Origin of the sequence: Caulobacter sp. NIBR2454 (genome assembly GCF_027474405.1) — a bacterium.
In the GTDB taxonomy this organism is placed as follows: Bacteria; Pseudomonadota; Alphaproteobacteria; order Caulobacterales; family Caulobacteraceae; genus Caulobacter.
Window position 1 is genome coordinate 3,607,227 of record NZ_CP114871.1, and the last position, 26,297, is coordinate 3,633,523.

The window sequence follows — 26,297 nt, forward strand, 5'->3', positions numbered from 1 at the left end:
AACGGGTTATCTGCAGATGATGACCGACTGGACCAAGGCCCGCGCGCCGGGACTCGACGACTTCGCCCGCCTCGCCCAAGCCGCCTTTGAAGCGCTGCCGGCGGAGGTGCGCCAGCTGACCGGCGAGGTGCTGTTCCGCATCGAGGATTTCGCCGACGAGGCGACCCTGGACGAGATGGGGATCGAGGACCCCTTCGAGCTCACCGGCCTGTATCGCGGGGTCGACATCGGGCGACGCTCGTTCCTGGGGCCCGCGCCCGAGGCGGCCATGGTGTTTCTCTATCGCCGGCCGATCCTGGACGAGTGGGCCGACCGCGGCGACCTGGAGTTGGGCCAGCTGATCGAGCACGTGCTGGTCCACGAGATCGGCCATCATTTCGGCCTGTCCGACGATGACATCCACCGGATTGAGGACGAGGGCTAGCCCCTCAACACTTCCTCCACCCAGGCCGGGACGATCTCGGTCGCTGGGCCGTAGCGGCGCTCGTCGAAGGCGAAGGCGTTCTGGGAGGGCTCCAGGTTCAACTCGCAGGTGCGTATGCCCCACGACCGGGCCTGGGAGACCAGGCCCGCCGCCGGATAGACCGAGCCCGAGGTGCCCAGGGACACGAACAGGTCCGCCTGCGAAAGCTCCTCGTCGATCATGTCCAGGCCTAGCGGCGTCTCGCCGAACCAGACCACGTCGGGCCGCAGCAGGCCCGCCCGGCCGCATTCGGGGCAGGCGCGATCCTGGGTGAGGGGCGCCGCGTCGTCGAAGATGACGCGGCAATGGCCGCAGCGGGTGCGGAACACCTGGCCATGCATGTGATGCACCGCCCGGGCGCCGCCGCGTTCGTGCAAGTTGTCGACGTTCTGGGTGCAGAGAAACAGCCGCCAGCCCCGCGCCGCCAGTTCCTGCTCCAGCCGGGCGACGGCGAAGTGGGCGGCGTTGGGTTCGGCGTCGCCGTGGTTCTCGCGACGCATGGAATAGAAGGCCAGCACCTTGTCCGGGTCGCGGGCGTAGCCCTGGGGCGTGGCCACCTCGTTCAGGTCGAAGCGGGTCCATAGCCCGCCTTTGTCGCGGAAGGTGCCAAGGCCGCTTTCGGCGGAGACCCCGGCTCCGGTCAGGAGGAAGATACGCAAGTTTTTGACTCCAGAGCCCAAATTACAAACGTGACGCTGCCGTCATTTTCATTTGACCGTCGATATTTTTGGGCGGATTGTTTCGAAAGCCAGAGGTTCCAAGCAAGCGGACCCGCCTTTGAAGGGCCAAAAGGAGCGCGCCGTGACCGACAAGAACATCACCAAGGACGCCATGTACGACGCGGTTGCGCCGGACGATTTCGAGTCGATGCTCGATCTTGATCGGTACAACAACCGCTCCACGGCCTTCGACAAGATCATCTCGGCGACCCACGATCACTTCTGGGACCCGCTGGACAAGGCCTATATCGATTTCGACGAGCCCTTCGACATGGAGAACCAGGCGCTGGTTCCCGAAGAGCTGGTGATCGCCCTGTCCACCGACTACGTGTCCGACCACCTTTCGGACCCCAAGCAGCGCATCCGCTTCATCAACCAGTCGGTGCTGCGCAGCTTTTCTTCGATCCTGCACGGCGAGCAGGGCGCGCTGAACCTGTCGGCCAGCCTCTGCCACGTGCTGAAGGACCAGGGCGCGCAGGAATACGCCGCCAACCAGACCCGTGAAGAAGCCCGCCACGTCACGGCCTTCGCCAAGTACATCAAGGCCCGCTGGGGCCGCCCGGTGGAATGCGGCCCGGCCCTGAAGACCCTGCTGGTCGAGATCATCGGCGCGCCGGAGGTCTACAAGAAGATCATCGGCATGCAGATGCTGGTCGAGGGCCTGGCCATGGGCGCCTTCGCCACCTTCTTCAACCAGATCAATGATCCGCTGGGCAAGAAGCTGCTGCAGCTGGTGATGACGGACGAGGCCTTCCACCACAAGTTCGGGAAGATCTGGGCCGACCGCACCGTGCCCAAGCTGAGCCCCGAAGAGCACAACATCATCGAGGACTGGGCGGCGCACTGCTTCCAGACCCTGCTGTTCAACCTCGTCTCGCCGCACCAGCAGCGCGACCTCTACGCCGAATTCGGGCTCGATCCGGACAAGGTGGTCGAGGAGTACGGGAAGATCATGACCGACGACCTGCGTCGGGAGAACATGAAGGAGCAGACCAACATCTTCCGGGTGCTGGTGAAGACCCTGCTCAACGCCGGCATCATCACCGACCGGACCCGCGCCTTCTACGCCATGTACGTCGACATCGACGAGCTGAAGGCCGAGGGCGACCGCATGGTCGGCGACGACATCGCCGAGGACGGCATCCGCTATCTGCAGGCGATCAACTTCAAGGATCGCCCGGTGGCGGCGGTGAGCATCGCCGCCGAGTAGGCGTCAGCCAACCACCTAAAGCAGCGCCCCGTCGGAACCCCGGCGGGGCGCTTTGCGTTGGCCCGTCCCATGCTTAAAGGATGGCCGATGCGCATTTCCCCCTTCGCCGGCCTCGCGGCGGGCCTCGTTTTCTCAACCTCCGCCCTCGCGGCCGCCCCGCCGCCGAGCAAGCCGGTGCCGGAAAAGTTCTACAGCGGCCGCTGGTACGAGGTGGCGCGCCTGCCCAACGCCGGGCAGCGCAATTGCGAGGCGCCGTCCACGGTGTTCACCCAGTCGGGCGCCGGGGCCTTCACCGTCGTCCAGACCTGTCGCCAGGGATCGGCGGCCGGCAAGGCCAAGGTATTCAACACCACCGGCAAGGTCGTGCAGGCCAGCCGCAACGCCAAGTTCTCCATGAGCTTCCTGGGCGGGCTGAAGAAGCAGGAATACTGGGTGCTGGACCGGGCCGACGACCAGTCGTGGGCGCTGATGGCCACGCCGGGCGGCAACTTCATCTGGCTGCTGTCGCGTGCGGCGGTGATGAGCCCGGCGGCCAAGGCCGCCGCCCTGGCCCGTATCAAGGCCCTGGGTTATCCGGTCGATCGGCTGGAATATCCGCAACAGCCGCCTGCCTGAGGATCACCCCGTGCGCATCCGCTCCGCCCTATCTGTCGCCGCCGCGCTCCTCGCCGGCCTGACCGCCGCCTGTATGGGCGGGCCGAGCGGCAACGCCAATGTCCCCGAGCCGGCCGAGCCCGTGGCCCTGAACCGCTATCTGGGCGTCTGGTACGAGATCGCGCGCTATGAGCAGCGCTTCGAAAAAGGCTGCGAGGGCGTCACCGCCGAATACACCCTGCGGCCGGACGGCATGGTGGGGGTCAAGAACACCTGCCGCGAGGGCGCGCCCGACGGCCCGGTCAAGGTCGCCGACGGCAAGGCCAAGGTGGTCGAGGGGTCCAAAGGCGCCAAGCTGAAGGTGTCGTTCTTCGGCCCGTTCTTCGGCGACTACTGGGTGCTGGACCGCGCGGAGGACTACAGCTGGTCCATCGTCGGCGAGGGCTCAGGCAGGTACCTGTGGATTCTGTCCAGGGAGCCGGTCCTCTCGGACGCCGAACGCGACGCCCTGATCGGGCGGGTCAAGGCGATGGGCTACGACACGGGGATGCTGAAGATCGTGAAGCAGCCGCCGGGGGACTAGATCAGCTTCTCATAGGCAACGCGCAGAATCGCCAAGATATCATCGGTGTCGGTGTCACCAACCGCGTCCCACATCTCTTGAACATTCATGCGGTTGGTGGCCACTTCGCCGTGGAAAAGAATTTCCCAACCCGACGAGCCGCAAGTCAGGGCTACAATGGTCCCACCATCGAGATCAACAGACGTAAAGGCTGGCTTCACGGCCAGCTCCATCCGCCGCGTCGCCTCCCCACCCACTGAGGTGATCGCACCTTGGGTTAGGACAACGTTGGTTAGCAGGCCAAGAGCACGCTTCTTTTTGTGATCTTTGTCTTTTAAAGAAAATGCTCGCACAAGCAACTGATACGAAAGAAGCAGGTTGTTCCTATAACTTTCAAGATAAGCGTTTCTATCTAAGTTTTCCTGCTTTGCAGTATCTATCAATGCATTGCAATGCGCCGCTCGAACATCGGCGACTAGATCTATTTTGCTGAGTTCGTCCGGGCTAAACGCCACTTTCATTGTCGCAGCTAGCTCGTGCTCCATGAATTTCTGAGTAATATGGGTGATTTCATGGAAAACATATAAGGCTACAGCTTGTCTAATTATCTCTTCGAGGGCGCCCGGCGACTCTCCCGGCTCAATAGGGAATAGATTTTCAACAGCCGAAGAAATCGACCTTAGATAGTTTGCATTAAACAAAACCTCGAAGTTCTCAGGATCGGATTTGAAACCCGCATCGCCAAGGCCTTCGCTTACCACAAGGTTATTTGCTGAAAGGATAGCCACAACCGGCTCAAGGGGCGCAGCCAGGGCGGGGTTCCGGTCTCTCCACCATTGTCGGGCAAAAAGCGCGTCGGCTCGCACTTGATTCAAGATTCGAGTGAGAACGTCAGAGCGTTCTTCATTCGCAACTTCTGGAACCTGGAGAGGCGCTTCAACCGAATCGCCCTCAGCTTCCTTTTCAGGATTACCAACCGACATGAACACGCCTCTCGTGCGCTGGAAGTTGCATCCGGAGAGGCCTGCCGCGCGAATTTCAGTCAGAACTTATATTAATTATACCGCTGTCACAAAAATTGTTCCGAATAGGCAACTTTTTTTGGCGACGAGAATTGATCGGTTAATAACTTGTGCGAGATTGGGCGAGCGCATATACGCACGGCGGCACGCGCAAGGGGACGATGGGACGATGACCGACTCAGAGAAGGCTCAACTTCTCGTGCGGGGAATCGCTGTAGCAGGCTCTGGCTCGCAATGGACGCTTCTCGGCACAAGTCAGAAGGACGCTGCAGAGAAAGTTGCAACCGCTCGAGGTGCTTCTGCGCGCCTTAACGCTTGGTCAGACTCGTGCTTCATCCGCTCTGAAGACGTAACCGTGGTTGCTGCTCGGAAAGTTGAAGAACCAGTAGCGCCCGCAAAGAAGGCGCGCCAGGTCAACGGCGTCAGCAAGGCTCTCTCGCCTGCCTATTGCGACATGTTTGGCGCGCTTTCAGCCGATTTTATCTCCGTTGGATCAGCGTTGGCAGCTTCCAACCTTCCTCGTAAGTAGCGCTAAAACCTACGCTCTTCCCGCCGCTTGCCACACGAACATATCCGGAACAAAATGGCCGGATGGACGTGGCTGTCACCTTCATTTCGCGCCCGGAGACCACCGCGTCGGTGACGCGGGGGGCGGCGCGGCTGCTGATCGGGTTGGGCTATGCGCCCCTGGCGGAAGTGCGGCTGCCCAATGGGCGGCGGGCGGACCTGATGGCCATGGGCCGCAAGGGTGAGCTGGTGATCGTGGAGGTGAAGTCGGGGATCGACGACTTCCGCACCGACCGCAAGTGGGGCGAGTACGCGCCCTATTGCGACGCCTTCTATTTCGCGGTGTCGCCGGACTTTCCAGACGGCGTGCTGCCGGACGAGCCGGGGCTGATCGTCGCCGACGCCTTTGGCGGGGCCGTGGTGCGCGAGGCGGGGGCCGCGCCCCTGGCGGGAGCGCGGCGCAAGGCCTTGACCATCGCGTTCGGCCGGCTGGCGGCCCTGAGGGCGGCTGGCGTCCAGGCCGAGACCCTGGACGCCTGAATTCCTATTTGACGTTGCGGGCCGGGGGCGAGGCCGAATAGGGCGCGCCGACCGAGACCACAGCATCGAAGCTGTCGCGGGAGGTGTCGAGAACGATACCCCGGGTGGGGATCGTCTCGCGCGCCGTGGACGGCCACACCTTGCAGTCCTCGGGCGCGCCCGGGGTCGGGGAGCGGCAACCCCACACCTCGCCGCCGCCGCGCACGAAGGTCACCGCCACCGTGCGGTCGGCCGGCAGATGCTGGGACATGGACGGGAACGGGGGGTTGAAGGAGCTCCAGGCGCTCTTGCCCGCGTGGCCGACGCCGGTGAGGGCTAGGACGGGGGCATTGGGACGGTCGGCCTTGGCCTTGAGCAGCAGCTTGGCCATGCCGGACTCCCGCGCGTCGGACGTGCCGGGGGTCTCGCTGGGGTGATCGAAGGCGACCAGGGTCACGTCGGCGCCCGCCGCCTTCATCTGGCGCACCCTGTCGATGACCTGGAAGATCGCCTGGCTGGCGCGGCCGTAGGGATCGCCCCACCCCGCCGAGGCCAGCAGGGCGGCACGCGCCGCCGCGCCACCGTCGGAGGCCATATAGGCGTCCATGGCGGCCTGCTCGGCGGGCAGGAACTCGACCCCGATGGTCACCGGCCCGCTGGACGCATAGGCGCAGGCCAGATCGGCGAAGGCGGCGGGCAGCTCCTGGGTCCCGTGCGCCTCGCCGAAGATGACGAAGTCGGGGGCGCGGGCTTGCAGCGCCTCGGCGCCGGCCAGGGGCGTGCAGTCCAGTTTGGGTTTGGCGACGGCGTTCCCGGCAAGGAGGGCGCACGCGGCGACGGCGGTCAGAAGAAGGCGCATGTCGAAAATCCTCATGCTGCTGGAAGGGGTTGGCTAGTAGCGAAGGGTCAGGGAGATCCGCGCGCCGCGCCGGTTGGGGCGGTCGAGAAGTTCGGAGCGGGAGGCGACCCACACGTCGGTGTCGAAGACGTTCAGCAGCCGGGCGCGCAGGGCCATGTCCTTGCCCGCGTACCGGAAGGCGTAGAGCATCCCCAGGTCCATCGTGCCGAAGGCGGGGGTGCGCAGCGAGCCCTGCGATCGCGCGCGGCGGTCGGAGTAGTAGGCGACCTGGCCATCGAGGGAGAGGCCCGGAACGGCGGGGACGGCGTAGGTGAGGCCGGTCATGGCCTGGACCTTGGGGATGCCCACGGCTTCCTTGGACCAGACGCCGGTGTCGACAGGTTCGCCCGCGCGCTCGGCCTGCAGGTAGGCGGCGCCGGCGACAATGCGCAGGTCCCGAGTCAGGCGACCGGTCAGCGACATCTCCACCCCGCGATGCCGCAGGGTCCCGATCAGGCGATAGACGTTGCTGGTGTCGAAACCGGGGGCCGATTTCTCGATGGAGAACAGCGAACCGATCAAGGTCAGCTGGTCGGACAGGCGGCCGCGCACGCCCAGCTCCTGCTGGGTGGCGATGGCGGCGGGCAGCACCTCGTTGGCGTTGGCGGCGTTGTTGGGCGCGGCGCCGGATTCCTCCAAGCCGCGCGTGGCGCTGGCGAAGACGGTCCACTGCGGATTCACGGCATAGACGGCGGAGGCTTCGTAGAGCCAGGGCTGCTCGCTGGCCGACTGGGCCGGGCGGCCGGGGGCGGCGATGGTGCGCTCGTGCAGGGTCTTGGACACCCCGCCCTTGAGGCGAAGCTGATCGAAGGTCGCCTCGTAACCCAGGCCGGCGGTGAACTGCTCGATCTCGTCCTGGGTCCTGGGGACGTTGGTCAGGATGGGCTGGGCCGACGGGCGCAAGCCCTCGGCCTGGTCGAAGGGGCCAAGGTCCAGGGAGACCGACGGCGAGAACTTGTTGACCGTCCGGCGGCCCCGCATCTCGGCATAGAGACGGCGGCCCGGCGCATGGCGCCAGCTGGCTCCCACGGCGCCGGCCCAGGAATGGGCGTCGCGCGGACGGTTGGTCACCCCCGTGGCGCGGCCGACGCCGTTCTCGTCCACGCTGAGCAGGGCGAAGTCGGCCTTGTCCAGGTCCAGCCGCGAATGGATGACCGAGCCGGTGACATCGAGATCGTCGGCCAGCTGGCCCGAGGCGATGACGCCCGCGTTCAGGTCCTGGCCGTCATGATCGCCCCAGCTGGGCACATAGCGACGGGGGTGGACCAGTCTGGGGGGCAAGGCGGCGGCGGTGGGCGAGATGCCATAGACGCCTTGCAGGTTGAAGTCGGCGAGGCTGGCGAAGGCGCGGACCCGGCCCGTGTCGGAGAACCGCCACTCGCCTACCGTGCCGTAGCGGTGATGCCGTGAGCTGACTCCGGTTGATGAAACGAAGAGGTTGGCCTGGAAACCCGCCAGGGCCGCGAGGCTTCCGTCCGCGGACTTCGTCGATCCGCCCAGCTCATAAAACTCGCCGCCATATTCGCGGCGCGCGATCTCCATGTTCAGGGTCGGGGCTTCGAACGGCGAACGCAGGCGGTAGTCGACGACCCCGGACGGCGCGGCGAAGTCGGAGTCGAGCGCATTGATGCCCACGCGTGTGACGACCCCCGCCAGGACCGTGTCCACAAGGTTGGCCGAGCGCACGTAGTAGGCTTCACCCAGGCGAAAGTTGCCGGCGTCCTGAAGATTGAAACCCCGCACCTGGGTCTCGCTGTAGAGGCCGATCTGCTCGACGCCCACGCGCATGCCAAAGGCGTCGGCGGCGCGCTGCACCGCGCGCTCATCCGTCTGGGCCATGGCCTGGGTGGCCAGGACCGCGCCGAGAGCGACGCCGAGAAAAAGAAACGTACGTGACATCAGGCAAAACCCCGCTGAGAACGGGGTCCGCCTTAGGGGCTCAGGCCTGGCCCGGCATGGGGCGCAGGCCGATGCTTTGCCGATGATTTCCTGATGAAGGCCGGACGCGAGGCCGGCTAACGGCCGCTAGCGCGGGGCGCGCTTGGCCAGGATTCGCTGCAGGGTGCGGCGGTGCATGTTCAGGCGGCGAGCCGTTTCCGACACGTTGTGGCCGCACAGCTCATAGACGCGCTGGATATGCTCCCACCGCACGCGATCGGCGCTCATGGGGTTTTCCGGCGGCGGCGGCGCCGAGTCGGGGCGGGCCAGCAGGGCGCGGACCACGTCGTCCGCGTCGGCGGGCTTGGGCAGGTAGTCCACCGCCCCTGCCTTCACCGCGGCGACAGCGGTGGCGATGTTGCCATAGCCGGTCAGCATGACGATGCGCGATTCGGGGCGGACATTGCGGATCTGCTCGACCACCGAAAGACCGGTGCCATCCTCCAGCCGCATGTCGAGAACGGCGAAAGCGGGCGCCTTGGCGCGGACGGCGACGGCGGCTTCCTGAACGCCCCCGGCCAGGGCGACCTCGAAGCCGCGCTGCTCCAGCGCGCGACCCAGGCGGGTGCGCAGGGGTGCGTCGTCATCAACCACCAGCAGACTCTTATCGGGAAGGGCTTCCACGGCGCTGGTCAGGTCGGTCATGCATCAGGCTCCCTCGCGAACCGGATCCGGCTCGGTTGTGTCATTGTGTCGCTCTATAGTGCGCCGCATCAAGCCCCACGCAGCGTTTGGGCTAAATTCGGCGCCTCGACGACGGCGCGCGGCCAGCGCGCCGCGACCACGGCGCCGACCTGTCGGCCATTTCTGAAATCCACCACGGCGCCGGTTCGTTCCAGCAGGGTCTTGGCGATGAAGAAGCCCAGACCCATGCCCACATGGCCTGTCCGCCCTCCTTCGGCTCCGGGGCGGCTGGTGATGTAGGGCTCGCCCAGCTTGGCCAGGATCTCCTGCGCGAAGCCAGGGCCGTCGTCGCGGACCTCGACCACGACGGAGCGCTCGTCGAAGCGGGCGGTGACCAGAACCTCGGACTTGGCGAAATCCACGGCGTTCTCGACGATGGAGGTCATGGCGTGGACCACCTCGGGCATGCGCCAGATATCAGGGGGCGGACCGCCCCCGCCCGTGACCACCGCCTCGACCCGCACGCCGCCGACGGTCAGGTGGGGCTCGATGGTCTCCTGAACGAATTGCAGCAGGCTCATGCGCTCGTGGACGGCGTCGCCGGTCTCGGGCGTCTCGCCAAGGCGCTGCAGGATCTCGCGACAGCGCTGGGCCTGGGCGATCATCAGTTCGGCGTCCTCGCGGGTCACCGGGTCGGTGGCCCCGCGCGCCATCTCGCGGGCGACGACGGTGATGGTGGCCAGGGGCGTGCCCAGTTCGTGCGCGGCGGCGGCGGCCAGGGCGCCGAGGGCCGACAGCTTCTGCTCGCGCGCCAGAACCCGCTGGGTGACGTCCAGGGCCAGCTGCATGCGCACGCTTTCAGAGGCCGCGTACCAGGCGTAGCCGGCAGTGAAGATGATGCCGAGCACGCGCGCGGTGGTGACCACCACCATGAACAGGGGCGTGGGCGCCTCGTCCATCAGCTGGGTTCCCCAGGGCACGGGCAGCGGGCCAAAGGCCAGGGCGATGGTCATGGCCACCGCCAGGCCGGCCAGCGCCAGAGCGTGACGGGCCGGCAGGGTCGCCGCCGCCAGGGTGGCGGGCGCCGCCAGCAGCAGGGCGAAAGGATTGGCCCCGCCTCCGGTGACGAACAGCATGGCCGTCATCTGCAGGATGTCGAAGGCCAGCTGGGCGGTGGCTTCGCTGTCGCGCACCTGGCGTTGGCCGCCGGCGGCGATCATCAGCAGGACGTTCAGCCAGGCCGCCAGGGCGATCAGGGCGAAGCAGATGGCGTAGGGAACGTCGAAATCGAAGATCAGCCCCGCCACCAGCAGCACGACCGTCTGGCCCGCCACCGCCAGCCAACGCAGGGCGATCAGGGTGCGGGCGCGCAAGCCATTGCGACGTGCGCGAGCCTCGGCCCGGCTGTCGGCCTCGGCTTGCACATGATCGGAGCCCGGCCTATCGAGGCCCGGCGGCATGGTGGCGTCTGAGGGCGGACCCATGCGCGGCAAGATCAACGAGTTTCCTTCTCTAGGCGAGCCCTCGTTTCAAAGGGCCGGAGTCCGTTCATGAACCGCGTTCGCGTCTTTCTGGTTCTTCTTTGCCTCGCCGCGGCGGCCTTCGCCGGCGTCCTGGCCTGGCGGGTCGGCGCCCTGGGGGGCAAGGACCACCGCGCCAGCCAAGCGGTGACCTCCACCGGGACGGCGGCCATCGGCGGCCCCTTCACCCTGATCAATCAGGACGGCCAACCGGTCACCGAGCAGGCCCTGAAAGGCCAATGGAGCGCGGTGTTCTTCGGCTTCACCTATTGCCCGGACGTCTGCCCCGGCACCTTGCAGGCGCTGAACGACGCCGCGCGCCAGATCGGCGACAAGGCCGACAAGCTGCAGGTGGTGTTCATCTCGGTCGATCCCGGCCGCGACACGCCGCAGCAGATGAAGGACTATCTGGAAGCCATGAACATGCCGGTGAAGACCGTCGGCATGACCGGCTCGCCCGAGCAGGTGGCCGCCGCCGCCAAGGCCTATCGCGCCTACTACAAGAAGAACGGCGAGGGCGACGGCTATCTGATGGACCACTCCACGGCCATCTATCTGATGAACCCGGAGGGCAAGTTCGACCGCGTCATGTCCTATGGCATGACCCCCGACCAGATGGCCGAGCAGCTCAAGCAAGCGATCAGATAGGCGCGGCCTGCGCTGTTGAGGCGCAACGCACAGGGCTGGACTTCGTTAAGTGTGGCCGTGCTATGCTGCGACGCACAATGACAAGGCGGCCAATCTGATGCTCTACGCCCTTCATGAGGCGGCCTATTACGCTTCCCAGCCCATGCGCATGGCCGCCCTGGCCGCGCGCGACTTCTGGAGCTCGCCCCTAAATCCGGGGGCCAACTCGCGTTGGGGCCGCAGCCTGTTCGCGGGCGCGGACCTGTTCGCCAACGTCACCCGTCGCTATGGCAAGCCCGCCTGGGGCATCGACAAGGTCGAGGTCAACGGCGTCGAGGTGCGCGTGCGACCGACCACCGTGTGGCAGAGCCCCTGGTGCAAGCTGGTGCAGTTCGACCGCGACATGGCCGACATGCGCAAGGCCGGCAAGATGCAGCTGGACCCTGCGGTGCTGATCGTGGCGCCCTTGTCCGGCCACTACGCCACACTGCTACGCGGAACGGTCGAGGCGCTGCTGCCCGACCACGCGGTGTTCATCACCGACTGGTCCAACGCCCGCGACGTGCCGATGATGGAAGGCCGCTTCGATTTCCACGACTATATCGACCACATCCGCCAGATGCTAAGCGTCCTGGGCGGCCGCGCCCATGTGGTCGCGGTCTGCCAGCCGGGCCCGCCGGTCCTGGCGGCCGCCGCGCTGATGGCCGAGGACAACGACCCGTCGCGGCCGCGGACCATGACCTTCATGGGCTCGCCCATCGACGCGCGCCTGTCGCCGACGGTGACCAACCAACTGGCCGAACAGAAGCCGTTCACCTGGTTCCAGTCGAACATGATCCACACCGTGCCCGCGCCCTATCCGGGCGCGATGCGGCGCGTCTATCCGGGCTTCGTGCAGCTGGCGAGCTTCATGTCCATGAACCTGGAGCGCCACCAGGACGCCCATCGCCAGTATTTCGACGACCTGGTTAAGGGCGACGGCGACCAGGCCGACAAGCACCTGGTCTTCTATGACGAGTATCTCTCGGTCCTCGACCTGACCGAGGAGTTCTACCTGCAGACCATCGACATCGTGTTCCAGAACTACGCCCTGCCCAAGGGCGAGTTGCGTCATCGCGGGCGGCTGGTGAAGCCGAGCGCGATCAGCGACATCGGCCTGATGACGGTGGAGGGCGAGCTGGACGACATCTCGGGCATCGGCCAGACCCAGGCCGCGCACGAGCTATGCTCGGGCCTGCCGGAGACCATGAAGCTGGACTACATCCAGCCGGGCGTCGGCCATTACGGCGTGTTCAACGGCCGCCGATTCCGCGAGGAGATCGTGCCGCGCATGCGCGATTTCATCCGCGAATGCGATCCGGACTTTGAAGGCTCGCGCCTGAAGGCCTAAGTCTTGAGACGATGAGTCTCTTCCGCATCAACGCGCCGCGCACGACCGCCCTTCGGGACGGCGACGAGATCGTCGTGGCCGGCGCCCAGGTGCGGATGAAGGTCAACACCAAGGCCCGGCGCATCAGTCTGCGGATCGACCGCGCGGGCCGGCGGGTGATCGCCGTGGCCCCCAGCGAACGCAAGCTGTCCGACGCCGCCGCCTTCGCCCGCGACCGGGCTGAGTGGATCGCCAAGCAGATGGCGTCCGTCCCCGATGTCAAACCCATGCAGCCCGGCGACATGCTGACCGTGTTCGGCAATCCGGTGCGGCTGGAGCGGGCGCCGGGGCGCACGCGCCTGACCGCCGCCAACGCCTTGCATCCCGCCCGCCTGATCGCATCGGGCGAGGGCGAGGTCTGGACCCGCGCGGTGCTGCGCCGGCTGAAGGCCGAGGCAAAGGCCCAACTGACCTTGCTGACCGCCGCCCACTGCGAGGCCCTGGGCCAGCCTTTGCCGCCGGTGTCGGTGATGGACGCCAAGGCGCGCTGGGGCTCGTGCAAGCCGGCCCATGGGCGCGAGCCGGCTGCGATCCGCTACAGCTGGCGGCTGGCCCTGTGTCCGCCTTCGGTGGCCGACTATGTCTGCGCCCACGAAGCGGCGCACCTGATCGAGGCCAATCACGGGCCAAGGTTCTGGGCCCTGGTCCATGACCTGGTCGGCGACCACAAGCCCCACCGCGACTGGCTGAAGCGCCACGGCGGCGAGGTTCACGCCGTTGGCCAGGCTTAGTAGGGCAGTTGTGGCTGCTGGGGCTGGTTGGGCTGCGGCTGGGGCGGCAAGGCGTTGGGATCGGCCGAGGGGTCGCCGCCGATGCCCAGTCCGCCCAGCAAATCGCTGATGGCGTCCGGGGCGGTGGGCGGCGGTTCGATCACCCCGCCCGGGATCGCCTGCGCCTTCAGGCGCGGCAGGGCCGAACCCATGAAGGTCTTCCAGATTTCGGCCGGAGCCCCGCCGCCGGTGACCCGTCGCATGGGGGTGTTGTCGTCCTTGCCCACCCAGACGGCGGTGACGAAGCCGCCGGTGTAGCCGACGAACCAGGCGTCGCGATAATCGCTGGTGGTGCCGGTCTTGCCGGCCACGTCGTAGCCATCGACGCGGGCGGCCGTGCCGGTGCCGCAGCAGACCACCTGGCGCATCATCTGGTTCATGTACTGCAGGGCGGGCGAGCCGATGACGCTGGTGCGGCCAGGCTTGCCCACATCATGGTCGTAAAGGACCTTGCCGCCGGCGGTGCGGATGCGGGTGATCCCATAGCCGCGCGCCGAGAAGCCGCCATTGGCGAAGGGCGCATAGGCCTGGGCCATCTCCAGGGGACTGACCTCGACGGCGCCCAGGGCCATGGACGGGTCCTGCTGGATCTTGGAGGTGATGCCGAGACGGCGGGCGGTGGCGGCGACGTTGCCGGTGCCGACCTCGCTGGCCAGACGGGCGGCCACGGTATTGATCGACTGGGCCAAGGCCTGCTGGATGGTCATGGGACCACGGAAGTCGTTGGTGTAGTTGCGCGGCTCCCAGTTGCCGATCTTCACCGGTTCGTCGACGACCACGACGTTGGGGGTGCGGCCCGCCTCCATGGCGGTGAGATAGACGAAGGGCTTGAAGGCCGAGCCGGCCTGGCGCTTGGCCTTGGTGGCGCGGTCGAACTCGCTCTCGGCATAATCGGCGCCGCCCACATAGGCGCGGATGCGGCCCTCGCCGTCGAGGGCGACCAGGGCGCCCTGCTGCACGCCCTGAGAGGCGCGGGCCTTGACCGTGGCGCGGATCGCCGATTCCGCCGCCGCCTGGATCGGCAGGTCGAGGGTGGTCTCGACCACCAGATCCTCGGTGGGCTCGCCGACCATGGAGCGCACCTGGCCATCGACCCAGTCGGTGAAATACTGGGCGCGCTGGTTGGCCAGACGGGCCGAGACGCGGACCGGCGTCGACAGCGCTTCGTCACGCTCCTCGGCGGTGATCACCTTGGTGCGGACCATCTGGTCCAGCACGATGGTGGCGCGGCGCTCGGCGCGGTCGGTGTTGTAGACGGGGCTATAGCGCGACGGGCTCTTCATCAGGCCGACAAGCAGGGCGGTCTCGCCCACGGTCAGCTCGCTGGCCTTCTTGTTGAAATAGCGCTGGGCGGCCGCCTCAATGCCATAGGCGCCGCCGCCGAAGTTCACCCGGTTCAGGTAGAGAGCCAGGATCTCCTTCTTGGTGAACTTGAACTCAAGCCACACCGCCACGATCAGCTCCTGCACCTTGCGGCGCAGGGTCTGGCGGAAATCGAGGAACAGGTTGCGGGCCAGCTGCTGGGTGATGGTCGAGCCACCGCTCAGGGGGCCGCCGTCGCGCTGGATGTTGCTGACCACGGCGCGTCCGATGCCGATCGGGTCGAAGCCGGGATGCAGATAGAAGCGGCGATCCTCCACCGCAATGAAGGCGGCGGGGACATAGTCGGGCAGGGTGTCCAGATCGACCGGCGGCGCGTACTGGCTGCCACGCACCGCCAGCAGGGCGCCGTTGCGGTCGAGATAGGAGATCGACGGCTGGCGCTTGGCGTCCAGAACCTTCGACACGTCGGGCAGGTCACGGGCGAAGACGGCCAGCATGGCGAGGGTGAAGATCGCCGCCCAGACGCCGAGCACGGCCGTCCAGTAGACGAGCCCGCCCAGAAAGCCCCGGCCTTGCCGGCCCTCGGAGCCGTTCTGCTTCGCCATATTCCGTTCCGTCCTAGAAGACCCCGCCCAGCCCTGGCGCGTCTTAGCCGAGAAGGACCTAACCCGCGACAAGGTTTATGAGAGATGAACGAAGCTTAAGGCAAAGATACGACCGATTTTGACGCATTGCAGCTTCAGCATGCCCTCATACCGCTGGAGGGACCCATGGCTGACATCATCTATTTCTCGACCTACCGCGATTTCACGCCGCGTCCCGTGGAGGCCAAGGGCGATCGCCGCATCCTAGGTTCGATCCGCTATGCCGGTGTGCTGCTGGTCTGGATGGGCCTGTTCTTGATCCGTCCGCGCCTGGCTCTGCAGGTGTTTCGCGAGCGTCGGGCGGACTCGCCGCTGCGTCGGCGACCGCGCCATGTGATCGCCCCGGCGCCCGCCGCGGCCGTCGCGCCCGAGGGCCTGATCGCCTGACTTTCCGGGTGGCGATTCAGGGAGCGACCTGCCACAAGCGGACCGATGTCCCCCACCCTCGACCAGGCCCGCGAAGTCCTTCGACAGACCTTCGGCCACGCCGATTTTCGCGGCATGCAGGCCCAGGTGATCACCGAGGCGCTGGAAGGGCGCAGCGCCATGGCGGTGCTGCCCACCGGCGGCGGCAAGAGCCTGTGCTACCAGATCCCCAGCATGGTGCGGCCGGGCCTTGGCCTGGTGGTCTCGCCCCTGATCGCCCTGATGACCGACCAGGTGGCGGGCCTGCAGCAGTCGGGCGTGGCGGCGGCGCGGCTGGACAGCAACATCTCCCTCGACGAGCGGTCCGAGACCTGGCGGCGGATCGAGGAGGGCTCGCTCGACATCCTCTATGTCTCGCCCGAGGGCCTGATGGCCGGGGCGATGCTGGACCGCCTGCGTCGAACGCCCCTGGCGCTGATCGCCATAGACGAGGCGCACTGCGTCAGCCAGTGGGGCCACGACTTCCGACCCGAATACCGGATGCTGGGCCGGCTGGCCGAGATGTTCCCCGACGTGCCGCGCCTGGCGGTCACCGCCACGGCCGACGCCCGGACCCGAGACGACATTCGGGCCGAGTTGCGGCTGGAGGGCTGCGAGGAGTTCGTCGACAGCTTCGCGCGGCCGGAGCTGGCCCTGTTCGCCGAGCGCAAGCGGCCTGGCTCCAAGAACCGGGTGGTCGAGCTGGTCATGGAGCGGCCCAACCGTTCTGGCGTGATCTATGCCGGTTCGCGCGAGGGCACCGAGACCTTGGCCAAGACCCTGCAGGATGCGGGCGTGCCGGCCCTGGCCTATCACGCCGGCCTCGACAAGCAGGTCCGCGCCGACCGGCTGGAAGAGTTCCTGGAAGCCGACGCGGCGGTGATGGTGGCGACCATCGCGTTCGGCATGGGCGTCGACAAGCCGGACGTGCGCTTCGTGATCCACGCCGATCCCCCCGCGTCCATCGAGGCCTATTGGCAGGAGATCGGTCGCGCGGGGCGCGACGGTCAGCCAGCCGAGGGCATCACGCTGTATGGCGCGTCGGATCTCGCCTGGGCCTTGCGCCGGGTGGAGAGCCGCGAGATGGACGCCGAGGTGAAGGCGGTGCAAGTGCGCAAAGCGCGCCAGCTGTACGCCATGCTGGACGGGGTGAACTGCCGGGCCGCTTCGGTGCGGCGATACTTCGGCGAGGAGGGCGTTCAGGTCTGCGGCCAATGCGACCTTTGCCTGTCGCCGCCGGAATCCATCGACGCCAGCCAGGCCGCGCAGAAGGCCCTGGCCGCCGTCCACCGCATGGGCGGGCGGTTCGGGCGCGGACGCCTGGTCGATCACCTGCTGGGCAAGACCAAGGACGTCACCGAGGCGGAGGCCAAGCTGTCGACCTTTGGCATCGGCACCGAGTTCGCCGCGTCCGGCTGGCGCGACCTGATCGACCAGCTGCTGTTCGAGGGCCTGTTGCGTGAGGACCCCAACGACAACCGCCCCCTGATCGGGCTGGGCGACGCCGAGGGCGTGCGCGCCGTCTATCGCGGCGACCGCCAGGTGGCCATTCGCAAGCCGTCGGAGGCGGCGGAGAAGTCGGACCGCACCCGCCGCAGACGGGAGGGCCAGACAGTGGTCGCCCCCGCCGACATGCCGTTGTTCGAAGCCCTGCGTGCCTGGCGCCGGGACGAGGCGCATCGCCAGAAGGTCCCGCCTTACGTCATTTTCCATGACGCGACGCTGGCCGAGATCGCCCGCGTGCGACCGACCAGTTCGGCGGCGTTGGGCCGAGCTGGCGGCGTGGGCCAGGGCAAGCTGGATCGCTATGGCGAGGCGGTGCTGTCGGTCGTGAGCGGCCACGTCTGACAAAAGTTTAAGTGCCGCTTCGGCGGGGACTGCACTACTGGCGGAACCTTGTTCCGCCCGAGGTCCCGATGCGATCAGTTCTTGCTATCCTGTTGTCCACCATAGCTTTTTCCGCGCATGCGGATGCGGTGGACGATCTCGTCCAAGCCCAGATGACCCGCAGCCGGATTCCGGCGGCTGCTGTGGCGATCGTCGAGGACGGGCGCATCACCAAGTTGCAGGGATATGGCGTCGCGGCCCTGGAATGGGCCGCGCCCGCCGACGCGGACACGCCGTTTCAGATCGCCTCGGGAACCAAGATCTTCACCGGCGTGCTGCTGATGCGCCTGGTGGAGCGGGGAGACATCCGGCTGGACGACACCCTGGACCGCTACTTCGACGACGCGCCGGAATCGTGGAAGCGGATCACGGTCCGCCATCTGGCCAACCACACCTCGGGCATATCGGACGATATCGGCCCGTGGCCGGACAAGACGGCGGATTTCGTGGCGACGGCCAAGAAGACCCCGCTGGCCTATCCCACCGGCGCGAAGTCCAGCTACGGCCTGGTCGATTTCGTCCTGCTGAGGGCTGTGATGGAGAAGGCGTCAGGCCTGGAGTTTCAGGCGCTGCTGGACCGCGAGATCGTCCAGCCGCTGGGTCTGACCCACACGCGTTTCAACGGCATGCGCAATGAAGGCCCCATGCGGGTCTCGGCGCCGATACCGGGTCGGGCCGTCGTCTATTCCTGGAAGGATGGAGGGCAGACCATCCGCGAGTTCCTCTATCCCGAACCCACCTATGCCGCCGGCGGGCTGTTCAGTTCGGCGCGCGATATCGCCAAGCTTTTCGCGGCCCTGGATCAGGGGCGGTACCTCAAGCCTGACAGCCTGACCCAGTTGATGACCCCGGGGGTTCTGAACGACGGTAGCAAGGGCGGCTTCGGCGTCGGATGGGTCGCCCGCCGCCTGCGCGGGCAACCGGTCGCCGGCCATTCCGGCGGCCCCGCCCTGGCGGATATCGTTCGCCTGCCGCAGGGCAAGCGCACAGTGATCGTCCTGACCAACCAGGCGCGCTTCTATCCGCTGCTGGCGGACGCGGTCGCCGGTCTGGACATGCCCCCGGCGCCGGCCACGCCTGTTCTGAAAGACGACGCTCCCCAGATCACCGCCCTGTTGGGGACGGTGCTGAAGGAGACCGCCGCCGGCACGCCCGACCCGTCGCGGTACAATGAGCAGGGCCGCAAGAGCGCCCTGCCTTACTGGCAGGGATTCGGCATGGGGTTCCTGGAAGCCGTGGGCGACTATCAGTCGGCGGACCTGATCGCGGAGCGGCGCGAGGGCGGCCGCCTGATCCGCACCTATCTGGTCCGCTTCGCCGCTCACTCCGCGCGCCTGCGTCTGGAGACCGATGCGGCGGGTCTGATCGAGGGGCTGTTCCCGGTGGGAGAAGACTAGGCGGCGGCGATGATCGGCGGGGCAAGGGGAACGCCCGTGACGGCGGAGTCCTCGGTCTGGACGATGCAGCCGTACCAGCCCAGGCCCTTGTATGTCTCGTAGCCGGGGGTCAGGGCGTATCCGATGGTTTTGCCTTCCGCCGAGTAGGAGCCCATGACCCCGTCCTGGGTGTTGAGGCGGAAAGTCTCGTCGAGCACGCCGCGATTGTCGGACGAAGCCAGGATGCGGCCCTTCTGGTCCAGCAGCATGACGCGTGACTTGGCGCGCTCCTCGGCGGTGAGGCGCACGCCGTCCACCACGGCCTGGGCCTGGGGACGCCAGTCGAAATGGATGCCCAGCACGCCGATCGGTTTGCCGCGAGCCTCGCCGTCCTGGCGGATGGCGGTGGCGTAGGTGGCGACCGGCGCATCGTTCAGGCTGCGGACCTTTTCGATGTCGCAGACCGCGAAGTCGTCGCCCGAAGCAGTGCGCATGGCGTTGCGGAACCAGGACGTTTCGGCCACCGACTGGCCGACGGCGTTGGGATAGAGGTCCGGACGTCCGGTAGAGATCACCCGGCCCTTGTCGTCACAGACCCACAGATCCAGATAGACGGTATAGGCGTCGAGAATGACCCGCAGGCGGCGGCTGGCGTAGGCGATCGCTTCGGGGCTTGGATCGGCGGCGCAGGCGGTGATGGCGCTGTCGGTGGCCCACCAGCGCACGTCGCAAGTGCGCTCATAGAGGTTGCGGTCGATGATCTCGATGGCGTTCAGCGCCAGGTCGGCCAGGCGCTGACCACGCAGATGGCCAAGGATCGAGCGGCCCACCAGCGTCAGCTCGTCCAGATCGGCGCGGACCTGGCTCTGCAGGGCCAGGGCGACATTATCGATCTCGGCGGCGATCTTCTTGAACTCGTCGGCGACGATGGCGAAGCCCCGGCCCGCCTCGCCCGCGCGGGCGGCGACGATCAAGGCGTTGATCGACAGCATCTTGGCTTCGCGGTTGATCATGGCGATCTCGCCGATCTTCTCACCGGCGACCGCGCTCAGGCGTTCGGAAAGGTCCAGGATACGTTCCGGACGCAATGTGACATCGGTGTCGTCGCTCATGACCCCCCCTAGGGTCGCATCGTTACAGACGATACTAGCGCGGGAGGCTGAGCCGAACCCGTGTCCACAAGGTTAACGACGATCGTTGGGAGCAAGAAAAGCGCCCTTGGCTTGGAGGGGCGCCTAAACATTGATCAGTTTTAAGGTGGAGGAGGGTCAAAAATCCTTCGACTACAGCCGTCGCGCGAGTGACAAGATGAATTCTAGCCCTATGCCTGCGACCGATTGGCCCAGTTGGATCGCCTGACGTTGTCGGGCGTTTACCTCGCGCATTTAAAGCGTCACAGTCAGGGTTGCACAAAGGGCATGTCCCGGAGCGCCGCGGAGCCGACTTAACATGAACCCGACCGATCAGGCCCTTTTCGACCTGGCCTATCCGGCCATGCTCGTCCTCGCCCCCTTCGTGTGGCTGGGCGGTCTGTATATCGTCTTCACCGTCAGTGCGATCATCGTCCGCAACGGCCGGCCCTTCCCGGGCGCCAAGGTTGTGGCGCGCCGCCGTCCGGCCACCGCGCCGGCCCCGGAGCTTACGCCGCAGCTCAGCAGCGTCTTCGCTTTCGCCAATATCAAGATCGCCTAGCGGCCAAGGCCAGGCGGGCGTCGCGTCAGACGCGGGGCATGCGCCCCGCGAACTCGCGCACGAAGCCGCCATCGCGATGGATCACGCTCAGGTCGTAACGACCCTGATCGGCTGGCTCGACCCGAATCTGGCGCGAGCCTGAGCCGCCCGTTTTCAGGCGAATGGGATTGGCGATGCCCGGCGCGCTGCGACCGCCGAAGCGGGCCTCCCCCTTCGCCGCCAGCATCAGACCCGGAGCGGCGAGAACGGCGCCGCTTGGGCCGATCAGCTGCACATCGAGCGCGGGGTCGTCCAGTGACAGATCACCGGCGAGGCGGCGGTGGAAGCCGTCCGGTCCCATGATCTGCAGGTCGTATAGGCCGTCCCGCAGCGCCCAGACGCCACTCAGGCGCTTGCCAGCCTCGACCGTGTAGCGGCGCGGCGCCCGATCCAGCCTGAGCCGGTCATAGACGTGGAACACCGCCCCCGCCCGCCCGTCGTTGATGAACTCCAAAGTGACGTCGCCGCCCGAACCGAAAACCCAGGCCAGATCGAGACGATAGGGCGACGGACAGGCCGGGCGCGTTCCCGGCGCCTGGGCCGGTATGCGGCGCGAAGTGGGAATGGGCGGCATGGTCAGCCCAGGCAGCGCCTTGGCCCGCACGGCGTCTGCCGCGATATCCGGGAGCTTCGGGGCGGCGGGGTCGGAAATCGCGAAGTCGAAGATCGAGGTCAGGTCGCCACATACAGCCCGCCGCCATGGTGAGATGTTGGGCTCCCTGACGCCAAAACGCGTCTCCAGAAAGCGGATCACCGACGTGTGGTCGAAGACTTCCGAGTTGACCCGGCCGCCCCGGCTCCAGGGCGAGACCGCGTAGAACGGCACCCGTGGCCCCAGGCCATAGGGGCGTTCCAGAAGATCGACGCGGTCCTTTTCCCGGTCGTCGGGGCTGCGGCGGTGGTGATACTCACCGACCGTATCGACGGTGGACGCTCCAGCCCAACCGCCCGGCGCGTCGGCGTCGCGCGAGGGCGGAGACGGGGGCGGCACGTGGTCGAAGAAGCCGTCGTTTTCATCGAACATGACGAGCAGCACGGTCCGCGCCCAGACTTTCGGATCGGCCGTCAGGGCGTCGATCACCTCGGCGGTGTAGGCGGCGCCCTGGGCGGGGCTGGAGGCGTCTGGATGCTCGCTGCCCGCAGCCGTCGCGACGACCCATGAGATCTGCGGCAGACGGCCGCCGAGCACGTCGGCGCGGAGCACGTCCAGAGCCGCGGTGGACAGGCCGCGCCTCGCCAGTTCCGGATCGGAACCCGGCTTCCCATCCATGGAATCCTGGAAATTCTTGAAACCGATCAGAGGGTTGTCGGTGAAGTTGTCAGCCATGTCCTGATAGACGAACCAGCTGATGCCCGCCGCCTGCAGGCGCTCCGGATAGGTCGTCCAGGTGTAGGGCGGGAGAACCTGGCTTCGGCTATCGTGGGAATTGGCGAGGGCGGGTCCGCCGCCCTGACCCGAGGGGTCGTTGGTCGCCGACCACAGGAACAGGCGATTGGGGTTGGTGCTGGACATGATCGAGCAATGGTACGCGTCACAGACGGTGAAGGCGTCCGCCAGGGCGTACTGGAACGGAAGGTCGGCCCGCTCGAAATAGCCCATCGAATGCAAGCCCTTGGCCTTGGCCCAAGATCCCATGCGGCCTTCGTCCCAGGCGTCCTGGGCGTCGGGCCAAGAGTGCGGCGTGCCTTCCACGCGCATGTGTTCGAACGTCTCGCGCGTCTTCAGCGGGAACGGGGCGACCAGGCGGGGTTGGCCGAGGTCGTCCTGGCCCAGTTGCAGCATGACGTTCCGTGGGGCTCCGTCGGCGACGGGCGCCACCGGCGCGGGGTGGGGGTCGCTGAACCCGCGGACGCCGTTCAAGGCGCCGAAGTAGTGATCGAAGGAGCGGTTCTCCTGCATCAGGATGACTACGTGGTCCACATCCATGATCGTGCCGCTGCGCCGGTCGGCCGGAATGGCCAAGGCCTTGGCGATGGCGGGCGGCAAGGACGCCAGGCCGGCGGCGCCGGCGGCCGCGGCGAAGAGGCGTCGGCGATCGATCTGGGTCATGGAAGTCATCCGGAAACTGATTCTACGCTGCACGCACCGCAGCGGTATGGAACTGAAAAAGGAGGAGGCCGGGGGCGAACCCCGGCCTCCAGGTCGGGGATGGATCAGAAGGCCTTGCGGACCGTGACAAACATTTGACGGGGCGCGGCGACCTGCAGGGTCTGGTTGTCGCCGCGGATGCCAAAGCCGTTGGAGTCGATCGTGGCCACGTAATCCTCGTCGAACAGGTTGGCGACGTTGAACTGGACCTCCAGGCCTTCGAGCAGCGGCGAGCCCGAGAAGCGATAGCCCACGGCCAGGTCGGCGACCGTATGCGACGGCACGTTCACGTCGTTCTCGTAGGAGAAGAACCGCTTGCTGACATAGGACAGCGACATGCGGCCGTAGAGCGCGCCGTTGTCGTAGCCCAGCTCGGTCTTGAACAGGTTTTCGGGCGTGTCGACCGTGGTCTTGCCGCCGGTCCGCGCGATGACGACGCCGTCGCCGTTGCGGGTATCGTCGTCATAGGTGGAGTCGTTGTAGGCGTAGGAGGCGAACAGCGACCAGTCCTCGGTGAAGTTCCACTCGCCCACGGCCTCGAAGCCCTTGGCGGTGACGCCGCCGACGTTCGACAGCGCCGAGGGATTGCCCTGGATCGCCGAGCCCTGGCTGACGCTGAACAGGCGATTCTCGAACGAGACATAGTAGACGGCCGCGACGCCCTGGAAGGTCGGGGTCTTGTAGCGCCAGCCGGCCTCGAAGGTCTTGGACAGTTCGGGTTTCAGCTTATTCTTGATCGCCTCGAACCCGGCCTGCGAAGCCGAGAACGGACCGGACGTGCCGGAGCTCGGGAAGGCGCGCATGTTCTCCGAGTAGCCGGCGAACAGCTGGCTGTCGTCGGTCAGGTCGTAGCTGACGCCCAGCTTGGGCTGGAAGTTGTCTTCAGCCTTGATCACGCCGGTCTTGTTGGGGCCGATGATGGTCTTGGCGCTGTTCTCCACCGACAGGGACTTGAAGCCCAGGTTGAGGGTCAGGGCCTCGGTCGGGCGCCAGGTTTCGCTGAGGTAGAATTTCCGCGTCTTGGTGTCGAAGTCGTATTCCCAGTCCGTACGGAAAGGGTTGCGCGCTGTCTTAAGGGTGTCGCGGTCAAAGACGGTGCGGCTGACGCCGTAGAAGCGGCGGGACTGTAGAAAATCATTATCCTCGGCCCAGAAGCCGGCCTCGATCTCGTGGTCGCCGAGGGTCAGGATCGCGCTGCCGATCAGGCCGTAGCGCTCGATTTCATATTCGGTCGTGCGGATCGAAAGCGGCGCGTCGTTGCTGGTCGCGCCGGCGACGCCATAGTTCGGAGACACCACGAATGGGGTGACCCACTGGCCGCCGCCCTCGTTCTGGTGCCCGTAACCCGTGAGCTTCACGGTCAGGGCGTCGGTGACCGGCATGTCGAGATTGAGCGCGCCGATCACGTCGTCGCGCAGGCCGGTGGAGTCGTAATAGGCGTCGTCCGGGCTGGTGATCTTGCCCGGATAGACCGTGCCGAAGGACGGGAAACGGCCAGCCGGGCTGGCGTCGCCACGGTTATGGGCGATCTCGGCCACCTGAATGGCCAGGGCGTAGTTCGGCAGGTAGTTGTCCCAGTTGCGGCCCAGGCGCTTGATCATCTCCAGGCTCATGTCCTGGTAGTCGGTCTCGCGGCGCTTGGACCAGTTGAGCCAGCCGCTCAGCGAGCCCTTGCCCAGCGGCTGGACCGCCTTGAAGTTGATGTGCTCGTGGCGTTGCGGGGCCGGGCCCTTCCACTTGTCGGTGGTGCTGTAGTCGTAGCTGAGATAGGCGCGGGCGCCCGTGGCCAGTTCGCCGCTCTCCAGCCGCAGGAAGCCGCGAAGGGTATCGTCCGAACCAAACCCGGCGACCGCCAGGCCGCCAAGTTCCGCGCCCGGATCGCGCGACTTGAACTCCAACGCGCCGCCCAGGTCGTTGGCCGAGGCCACGCCGAGCGCGCCTGCGCCCTGGGTCACTCGGACCTCACCCACGTTCTCGCCGGCGATCGCGCGGCTGATGTGCAGGCCGTTGTGATTGCCGTAGGTCATGTCCCCGAGCGGCACGCCGTCCAGGGTGAAGCCCAGACGGTTACGGTCGAAGCCGCGGATCGAGACCCGGGCTGACCATTCGTGGCCGCCCAGGGCGTCCGCCGACTGCAGATTCACGTTCGGCAGCTTGTCGACCAGCTTCAGCGGGCTGGCGCCGGCGACTTCCAGCTTGATGTCCTCGCCGGACACGGTCTGGACCTGACGGGCTTCGCCGCGGCCGAAGACGACGATTTCTTCGATCACAGCGGCGTCAGCCGCCACATCGGCCGCCAGTGCGGCGCCGGACCAGCCGAGAAGGACCGCGCCCAAGGCGGCGCTGGCGAGCAGATGAGACTTCATGGATTCCCCCAAAGTTTGATCGCGCCTCTGCGCGTCGGAGGGCCAAGTAGCCGAAACTCACAACAAGTCTGTGACATTGTGTTGTTATTTGTGGTATCTATTACACATCCACAGACATTTCCTCAAATCCAAACCGCATTTGTGGACTTCCCAACTTGCCCGACGGGAGCGAAGCGGCTCTAAATGCCGCCCGTCTTGGAGAGGTATTGCGCGTGAATTCCGGCGACCGGCTGCTTGAGATCCTTCGCCTGCTGCAGGTCACGCGGTCCTGTTCCATCGGCGAACTGGCCCGCCGGTTCGACGTGTCCGAAGAGACAATCCGCCGAGACGTCCGCCAGTTGGAGCAGGCCGGGCGGGTGTCGAAATTTCACGGCGGGGTGCGGCTGCCCGAAGCGCTGATCGAACCGCCGCATCAGGTGCGCCTTCAGGAAGAAGCGGGCGCCAAGCGGTTGATCGGCGAGGCGGCCGTGGGCCTGGTCGAGGATGGCATGACGGTGCTGTTCGATTGCAGCACGACCGCGCACTGGATGGCGCGCGCCCTGACCCGGCCACGCAGCCTGTCGGTGGTGACCAACGGGTTAGAAATCGCCAGCGAAATCCTGAACCGTGACAGTTACCGGCTGTTCCTGGCCGGGGGACGGGTCGATGTGGACTACCGCGCGACCTTCGGGCCGGACGCCATCGCCTATGCGCGGCGATTCACCCCCGACATCATGTTCGTCTCCACCGGAGCCCTCGACGCACGGCGTGGATTCATGGATTTCAGCTCTGACGAGGCGGACTTCAAACGGGCCCTTTTCGACCGGGCCCGGCGCGTGGTGGTGCTTTGCACCAGCAACAAGTTCGGCAAGGCGGGTGTCATGCACTTCGCGGACTTCGCGGAGGTCAACGACCTGATCACCGACGCCGCGCCGCCCAGCGACCTGCAGGCGGCGCTGGACGCGGCGTCGGTGCGCGTCACCGTCGCGTCAGGGGAGCCAGACCCAGAGCTTTGAGGATTGTCCGGCTGCTTGTGCGGCCGTCTTTCCCCATGCGCGGCGACCCAAAGAAGAATGGCCGGACTTTCGTCCGGCC

23 protein-coding genes are annotated in these 26,297 nt (G+C 66.6%); 13 read left to right on the forward strand and 10 right to left on the reverse strand.

What is annotated here, in order from left to right:
* The first annotated feature begins 19 nt into the window (after positions 1–19).
* Positions 20–424 carry a metallopeptidase family protein gene (locus tag O5K31_RS17360; protein ID WP_269717098.1) on the forward strand — a complete coding sequence of 135 codons (405 nt, stop codon included), beginning with the start codon at positions 20–22 and terminating at the stop codon, positions 422–424.
* On the opposite strand, the gene O5K31_RS17365 is transcribed toward O5K31_RS17360, so the two are convergent.
* Positions 421–1,122: an NAD-dependent deacylase gene (locus O5K31_RS17365; RefSeq protein ID WP_442867737.1), complete on the reverse strand. Its 702-nt coding sequence runs from the start codon at positions 1,120–1,122 to the stop codon at positions 421–423. The genes O5K31_RS17360 and O5K31_RS17365 overlap by 4 nt on opposite strands.
* Before the next feature lie 142 nt (positions 1,123–1,264).
* On the opposite strand from O5K31_RS17365, the gene O5K31_RS17370 reads away from it, so the two are divergent.
* The 3 genes from O5K31_RS17370 to O5K31_RS17380 all read left to right on the forward strand — a co-directional run bounded on the left by O5K31_RS17370 (position 1,265) and on the right by O5K31_RS17380 (position 3,569).
* A complete protein-coding gene (locus O5K31_RS17370; RefSeq protein ID WP_269715003.1) occupies positions 1,265–2,392 on the forward strand; it encodes a ferritin-like domain-containing protein in 1,128 nt (375 codons plus the stop codon).
* Between the two features lie 87 nt (positions 2,393–2,479).
* Complete coding sequence (locus tag O5K31_RS17375; protein ID WP_269715004.1) at positions 2,480–3,007, forward strand: lipocalin family protein; 528 nt, start codon at positions 2,480–2,482, stop codon at positions 3,005–3,007.
* Positions 3,008–3,023: 16 nt separating this feature from the next.
* Positions 3,024–3,569, forward strand: coding sequence for a lipocalin family protein (locus O5K31_RS17380; protein WP_442867788.1), 546 nt, complete (start codon positions 3,024–3,026; stop codon positions 3,567–3,569).
* On the opposite strand, the gene O5K31_RS17385 is transcribed toward O5K31_RS17380, so the two are convergent.
* On the reverse strand, positions 3,566–4,531 hold the full coding sequence (locus O5K31_RS17385) for a hypothetical protein (protein ID WP_269715005.1): 966 nt from the start codon (positions 4,529–4,531) through the stop codon (positions 3,566–3,568). The two genes, O5K31_RS17380 and O5K31_RS17385, sit on opposite strands and share 4 nt — an antisense overlap.
* 630 nt (positions 4,532–5,161) lie before the next feature.
* Between O5K31_RS17385 and mmcB the strand changes: the two genes are divergently transcribed.
* Positions 5,162–5,617: a DNA repair putative endonuclease MmcB gene (gene mmcB, locus O5K31_RS17390; RefSeq protein WP_269715006.1), complete on the forward strand. Its 456-nt coding sequence runs from the start codon at positions 5,162–5,164 to the stop codon at positions 5,615–5,617.
* Between the two features lie 4 nt (positions 5,618–5,621).
* Here mmcB and O5K31_RS17395 read toward each other — a convergent pair whose 3' ends face one another.
* The 4 genes from O5K31_RS17395 to O5K31_RS17410 form a co-directional block, all read right to left on the reverse strand.
* Positions 5,622–6,455 (reverse strand): hypothetical protein, encoded by an 834-nt coding sequence (locus tag O5K31_RS17395; protein ID WP_269715007.1) that lies wholly within the window; start codon positions 6,453–6,455, stop codon positions 5,622–5,624.
* Between the two features lie 33 nt (positions 6,456–6,488).
* Positions 6,489–8,393, reverse strand: coding sequence for a TonB-dependent receptor domain-containing protein (locus O5K31_RS17400; protein WP_269715008.1), 1,905 nt, complete (start codon positions 8,391–8,393; stop codon positions 6,489–6,491).
* A 126-nt stretch (positions 8,394–8,519) separates the two neighbouring features.
* Positions 8,520–9,077, reverse strand: coding sequence for an ActR/PrrA/RegA family redox response regulator transcription factor (locus tag O5K31_RS17405; RefSeq protein ID WP_269715009.1), 558 nt, complete (start codon positions 9,075–9,077; stop codon positions 8,520–8,522).
* Positions 9,078–9,145: 68 nt separating this feature from the next.
* Entirely contained in the window at positions 9,146–10,540 is a 1,395-nt protein-coding gene (locus O5K31_RS17410) for an ActS/PrrB/RegB family redox-sensitive histidine kinase (protein ID WP_442867789.1), read from the reverse strand.
* Positions 10,541–10,606: 66 nt separating this feature from the next.
* Here O5K31_RS17410 and O5K31_RS17415 point away from each other — a divergent pair, with 66 nt between their 5' ends.
* The 3 genes from O5K31_RS17415 (at position 10,607) to O5K31_RS17425 (ending at position 13,363) form a co-directional block, all read left to right on the forward strand.
* Positions 10,607–11,224: an SCO family protein gene (locus O5K31_RS17415; RefSeq protein WP_269715011.1), complete on the forward strand. Its 618-nt coding sequence runs from the start codon at positions 10,607–10,609 to the stop codon at positions 11,222–11,224.
* Positions 11,225–11,321: 97 nt separating this feature from the next.
* Entirely contained in the window at positions 11,322–12,593 is a 1,272-nt protein-coding gene (locus tag O5K31_RS17420; protein ID WP_269715012.1) for a polyhydroxyalkanoate depolymerase, read from the forward strand.
* An 11-nt stretch (positions 12,594–12,604) separates the two neighbouring features.
* Positions 12,605–13,363 carry a M48 family metallopeptidase gene (locus O5K31_RS17425; RefSeq protein WP_269715013.1) on the forward strand — a complete coding sequence of 253 codons (759 nt, stop codon included), beginning with the start codon at positions 12,605–12,607 and terminating at the stop codon, positions 13,361–13,363.
* Here the strand turns inward: O5K31_RS17425 and O5K31_RS17430 are convergent.
* A complete protein-coding gene (locus O5K31_RS17430) occupies positions 13,360–15,330 on the reverse strand; it encodes a transglycosylase domain-containing protein (RefSeq protein WP_442867738.1) in 1,971 nt (656 codons plus the stop codon). The two genes, O5K31_RS17425 and O5K31_RS17430, sit on opposite strands and share 4 nt — an antisense overlap.
* Before the next feature lie 165 nt (positions 15,331–15,495).
* On the opposite strand from O5K31_RS17430, the gene O5K31_RS17435 reads away from it, so the two are divergent.
* The 3 genes from O5K31_RS17435 to O5K31_RS17445 all read left to right on the forward strand — a co-directional run bounded on the left by O5K31_RS17435 (position 15,496) and on the right by O5K31_RS17445 (position 19,058).
* Positions 15,496–15,756 carry a hypothetical protein gene (locus O5K31_RS17435; protein WP_269715014.1) on the forward strand — a complete coding sequence of 87 codons (261 nt, stop codon included), beginning with the start codon at positions 15,496–15,498 and terminating at the stop codon, positions 15,754–15,756.
* A 45-nt stretch (positions 15,757–15,801) separates the two neighbouring features.
* On the forward strand, positions 15,802–17,622 hold the full coding sequence (gene recQ, locus O5K31_RS17440) for a DNA helicase RecQ (protein WP_269715015.1): 1,821 nt from the start codon (positions 15,802–15,804) through the stop codon (positions 17,620–17,622).
* A 68-nt stretch (positions 17,623–17,690) separates the two neighbouring features.
* A complete protein-coding gene (locus tag O5K31_RS17445; protein WP_269715016.1) occupies positions 17,691–19,058 on the forward strand; it encodes a serine hydrolase domain-containing protein in 1,368 nt (455 codons plus the stop codon).
* Here O5K31_RS17445 and O5K31_RS17450 read toward each other — a convergent pair.
* Positions 19,055–20,149 (reverse strand): methyl-accepting chemotaxis protein, encoded by a 1,095-nt coding sequence (locus O5K31_RS17450; protein WP_269715017.1) that lies wholly within the window; start codon positions 20,147–20,149, stop codon positions 19,055–19,057. The genes O5K31_RS17445 and O5K31_RS17450 overlap by 4 nt on opposite strands.
* Positions 20,150–20,486: 337 nt before the next feature.
* Here O5K31_RS17450 and O5K31_RS17455 point away from each other — a divergent pair, with 337 nt between their 5' ends.
* A complete protein-coding gene (locus O5K31_RS17455) occupies positions 20,487–20,729 on the forward strand; it encodes a hypothetical protein (RefSeq protein WP_269715018.1) in 243 nt (80 codons plus the stop codon).
* A 25-nt stretch (positions 20,730–20,754) separates the two neighbouring features.
* On the opposite strand, the gene O5K31_RS17460 is transcribed toward O5K31_RS17455, so the two are convergent.
* Entirely contained in the window at positions 20,755–22,818 is a 2,064-nt protein-coding gene (locus O5K31_RS17460; RefSeq protein ID WP_269715019.1) for a phosphocholine-specific phospholipase C, read from the reverse strand.
* A gap of 104 nt (positions 22,819–22,922) precedes the next feature.
* On the reverse strand, positions 22,923–25,223 hold the full coding sequence (locus tag O5K31_RS17465; RefSeq protein WP_269715020.1) for a TonB-dependent receptor: 2,301 nt from the start codon (positions 25,221–25,223) through the stop codon (positions 22,923–22,925).
* A 212-nt stretch (positions 25,224–25,435) separates the two neighbouring features.
* On the opposite strand from O5K31_RS17465, the gene O5K31_RS17470 reads away from it, so the two are divergent.
* Positions 25,436–26,218, forward strand: a complete 783-nt coding sequence (locus O5K31_RS17470; protein ID WP_269717102.1) for a DeoR/GlpR family DNA-binding transcription regulator — start codon at positions 25,436–25,438, stop codon at positions 26,216–26,218.
* Positions 26,219–26,297 lie beyond the last annotated feature (79 nt).

Excerpts from the sequence above, each read along its gene's own strand:
- O5K31_RS17375 (WP_269715004.1), top strand. The coding sequence starts at position 2,480 with ATGCGCATTTCCCCCTTCGCCGGCCTCGCGGCGGGCCTCGTTTTCTCA.
- O5K31_RS17460 (WP_269715019.1), bottom strand. The coding sequence starts at position 22,818 with ATGACCCAGATCGATCGCCGACGCCTCTTCGCCGCGGCCGCCGGCGCC.
- O5K31_RS17430 (WP_442867738.1), bottom strand. The coding sequence starts at position 15,330 with ATGGCGAAGCAGAACGGCTCCGAGGGCCGGCAAGGCCGGGGCTTTCTG.
- O5K31_RS17450 (WP_269715017.1), bottom strand. The coding sequence starts at position 20,149 with ATGAGCGACGACACCGATGTCACATTGCGTCCGGAACGTATCCTGGAC.
- O5K31_RS17400 (WP_269715008.1), bottom strand. The coding sequence starts at position 8,393 with ATGTCACGTACGTTTCTTTTTCTCGGCGTCGCTCTCGGCGCGGTCCTG.
- O5K31_RS17385 (WP_269715005.1), bottom strand. The coding sequence starts at position 4,531 with ATGTCGGTTGGTAATCCTGAAAAGGAAGCTGAGGGCGATTCGGTTGAA.
- mmcB (WP_269715006.1), top strand. The coding sequence starts at position 5,162 with ATGGACGTGGCTGTCACCTTCATTTCGCGCCCGGAGACCACCGCGTCG.
- O5K31_RS17410 (WP_442867789.1), bottom strand. The coding sequence starts at position 10,540 with ATGGGTCCGCCCTCAGACGCCACCATGCCGCCGGGCCTCGATAGGCCG.
- O5K31_RS17405 (WP_269715009.1), bottom strand. The coding sequence starts at position 9,077 with ATGACCGACCTGACCAGCGCCGTGGAAGCCCTTCCCGATAAGAGTCTG.
- O5K31_RS17465 (WP_269715020.1), bottom strand. The coding sequence starts at position 25,223 with ATGAAGTCTCATCTGCTCGCCAGCGCCGCCTTGGGCGCGGTCCTTCTC.
- O5K31_RS17415 (WP_269715011.1), top strand. The coding sequence starts at position 10,607 with ATGAACCGCGTTCGCGTCTTTCTGGTTCTTCTTTGCCTCGCCGCGGCG.
- O5K31_RS17435 (WP_269715014.1), top strand. The coding sequence starts at position 15,496 with ATGGCTGACATCATCTATTTCTCGACCTACCGCGATTTCACGCCGCGT.
- recQ (WP_269715015.1), top strand. The coding sequence starts at position 15,802 with ATGTCCCCCACCCTCGACCAGGCCCGCGAAGTCCTTCGACAGACCTTC.
- O5K31_RS17360 (WP_269717098.1), top strand. The coding sequence starts at position 20 with ATGACCGACTGGACCAAGGCCCGCGCGCCGGGACTCGACGACTTCGCC.
- O5K31_RS17395 (WP_269715007.1), bottom strand. The coding sequence starts at position 6,455 with ATGCGCCTTCTTCTGACCGCCGTCGCCGCGTGCGCCCTCCTTGCCGGG.
- O5K31_RS17425 (WP_269715013.1), top strand. The coding sequence starts at position 12,605 with ATGAGTCTCTTCCGCATCAACGCGCCGCGCACGACCGCCCTTCGGGAC.
- O5K31_RS17455 (WP_269715018.1), top strand. The coding sequence starts at position 20,487 with ATGAACCCGACCGATCAGGCCCTTTTCGACCTGGCCTATCCGGCCATG.
- O5K31_RS17445 (WP_269715016.1), top strand. The coding sequence starts at position 17,691 with ATGCGATCAGTTCTTGCTATCCTGTTGTCCACCATAGCTTTTTCCGCG.
- O5K31_RS17420 (WP_269715012.1), top strand. The coding sequence starts at position 11,322 with ATGCTCTACGCCCTTCATGAGGCGGCCTATTACGCTTCCCAGCCCATG.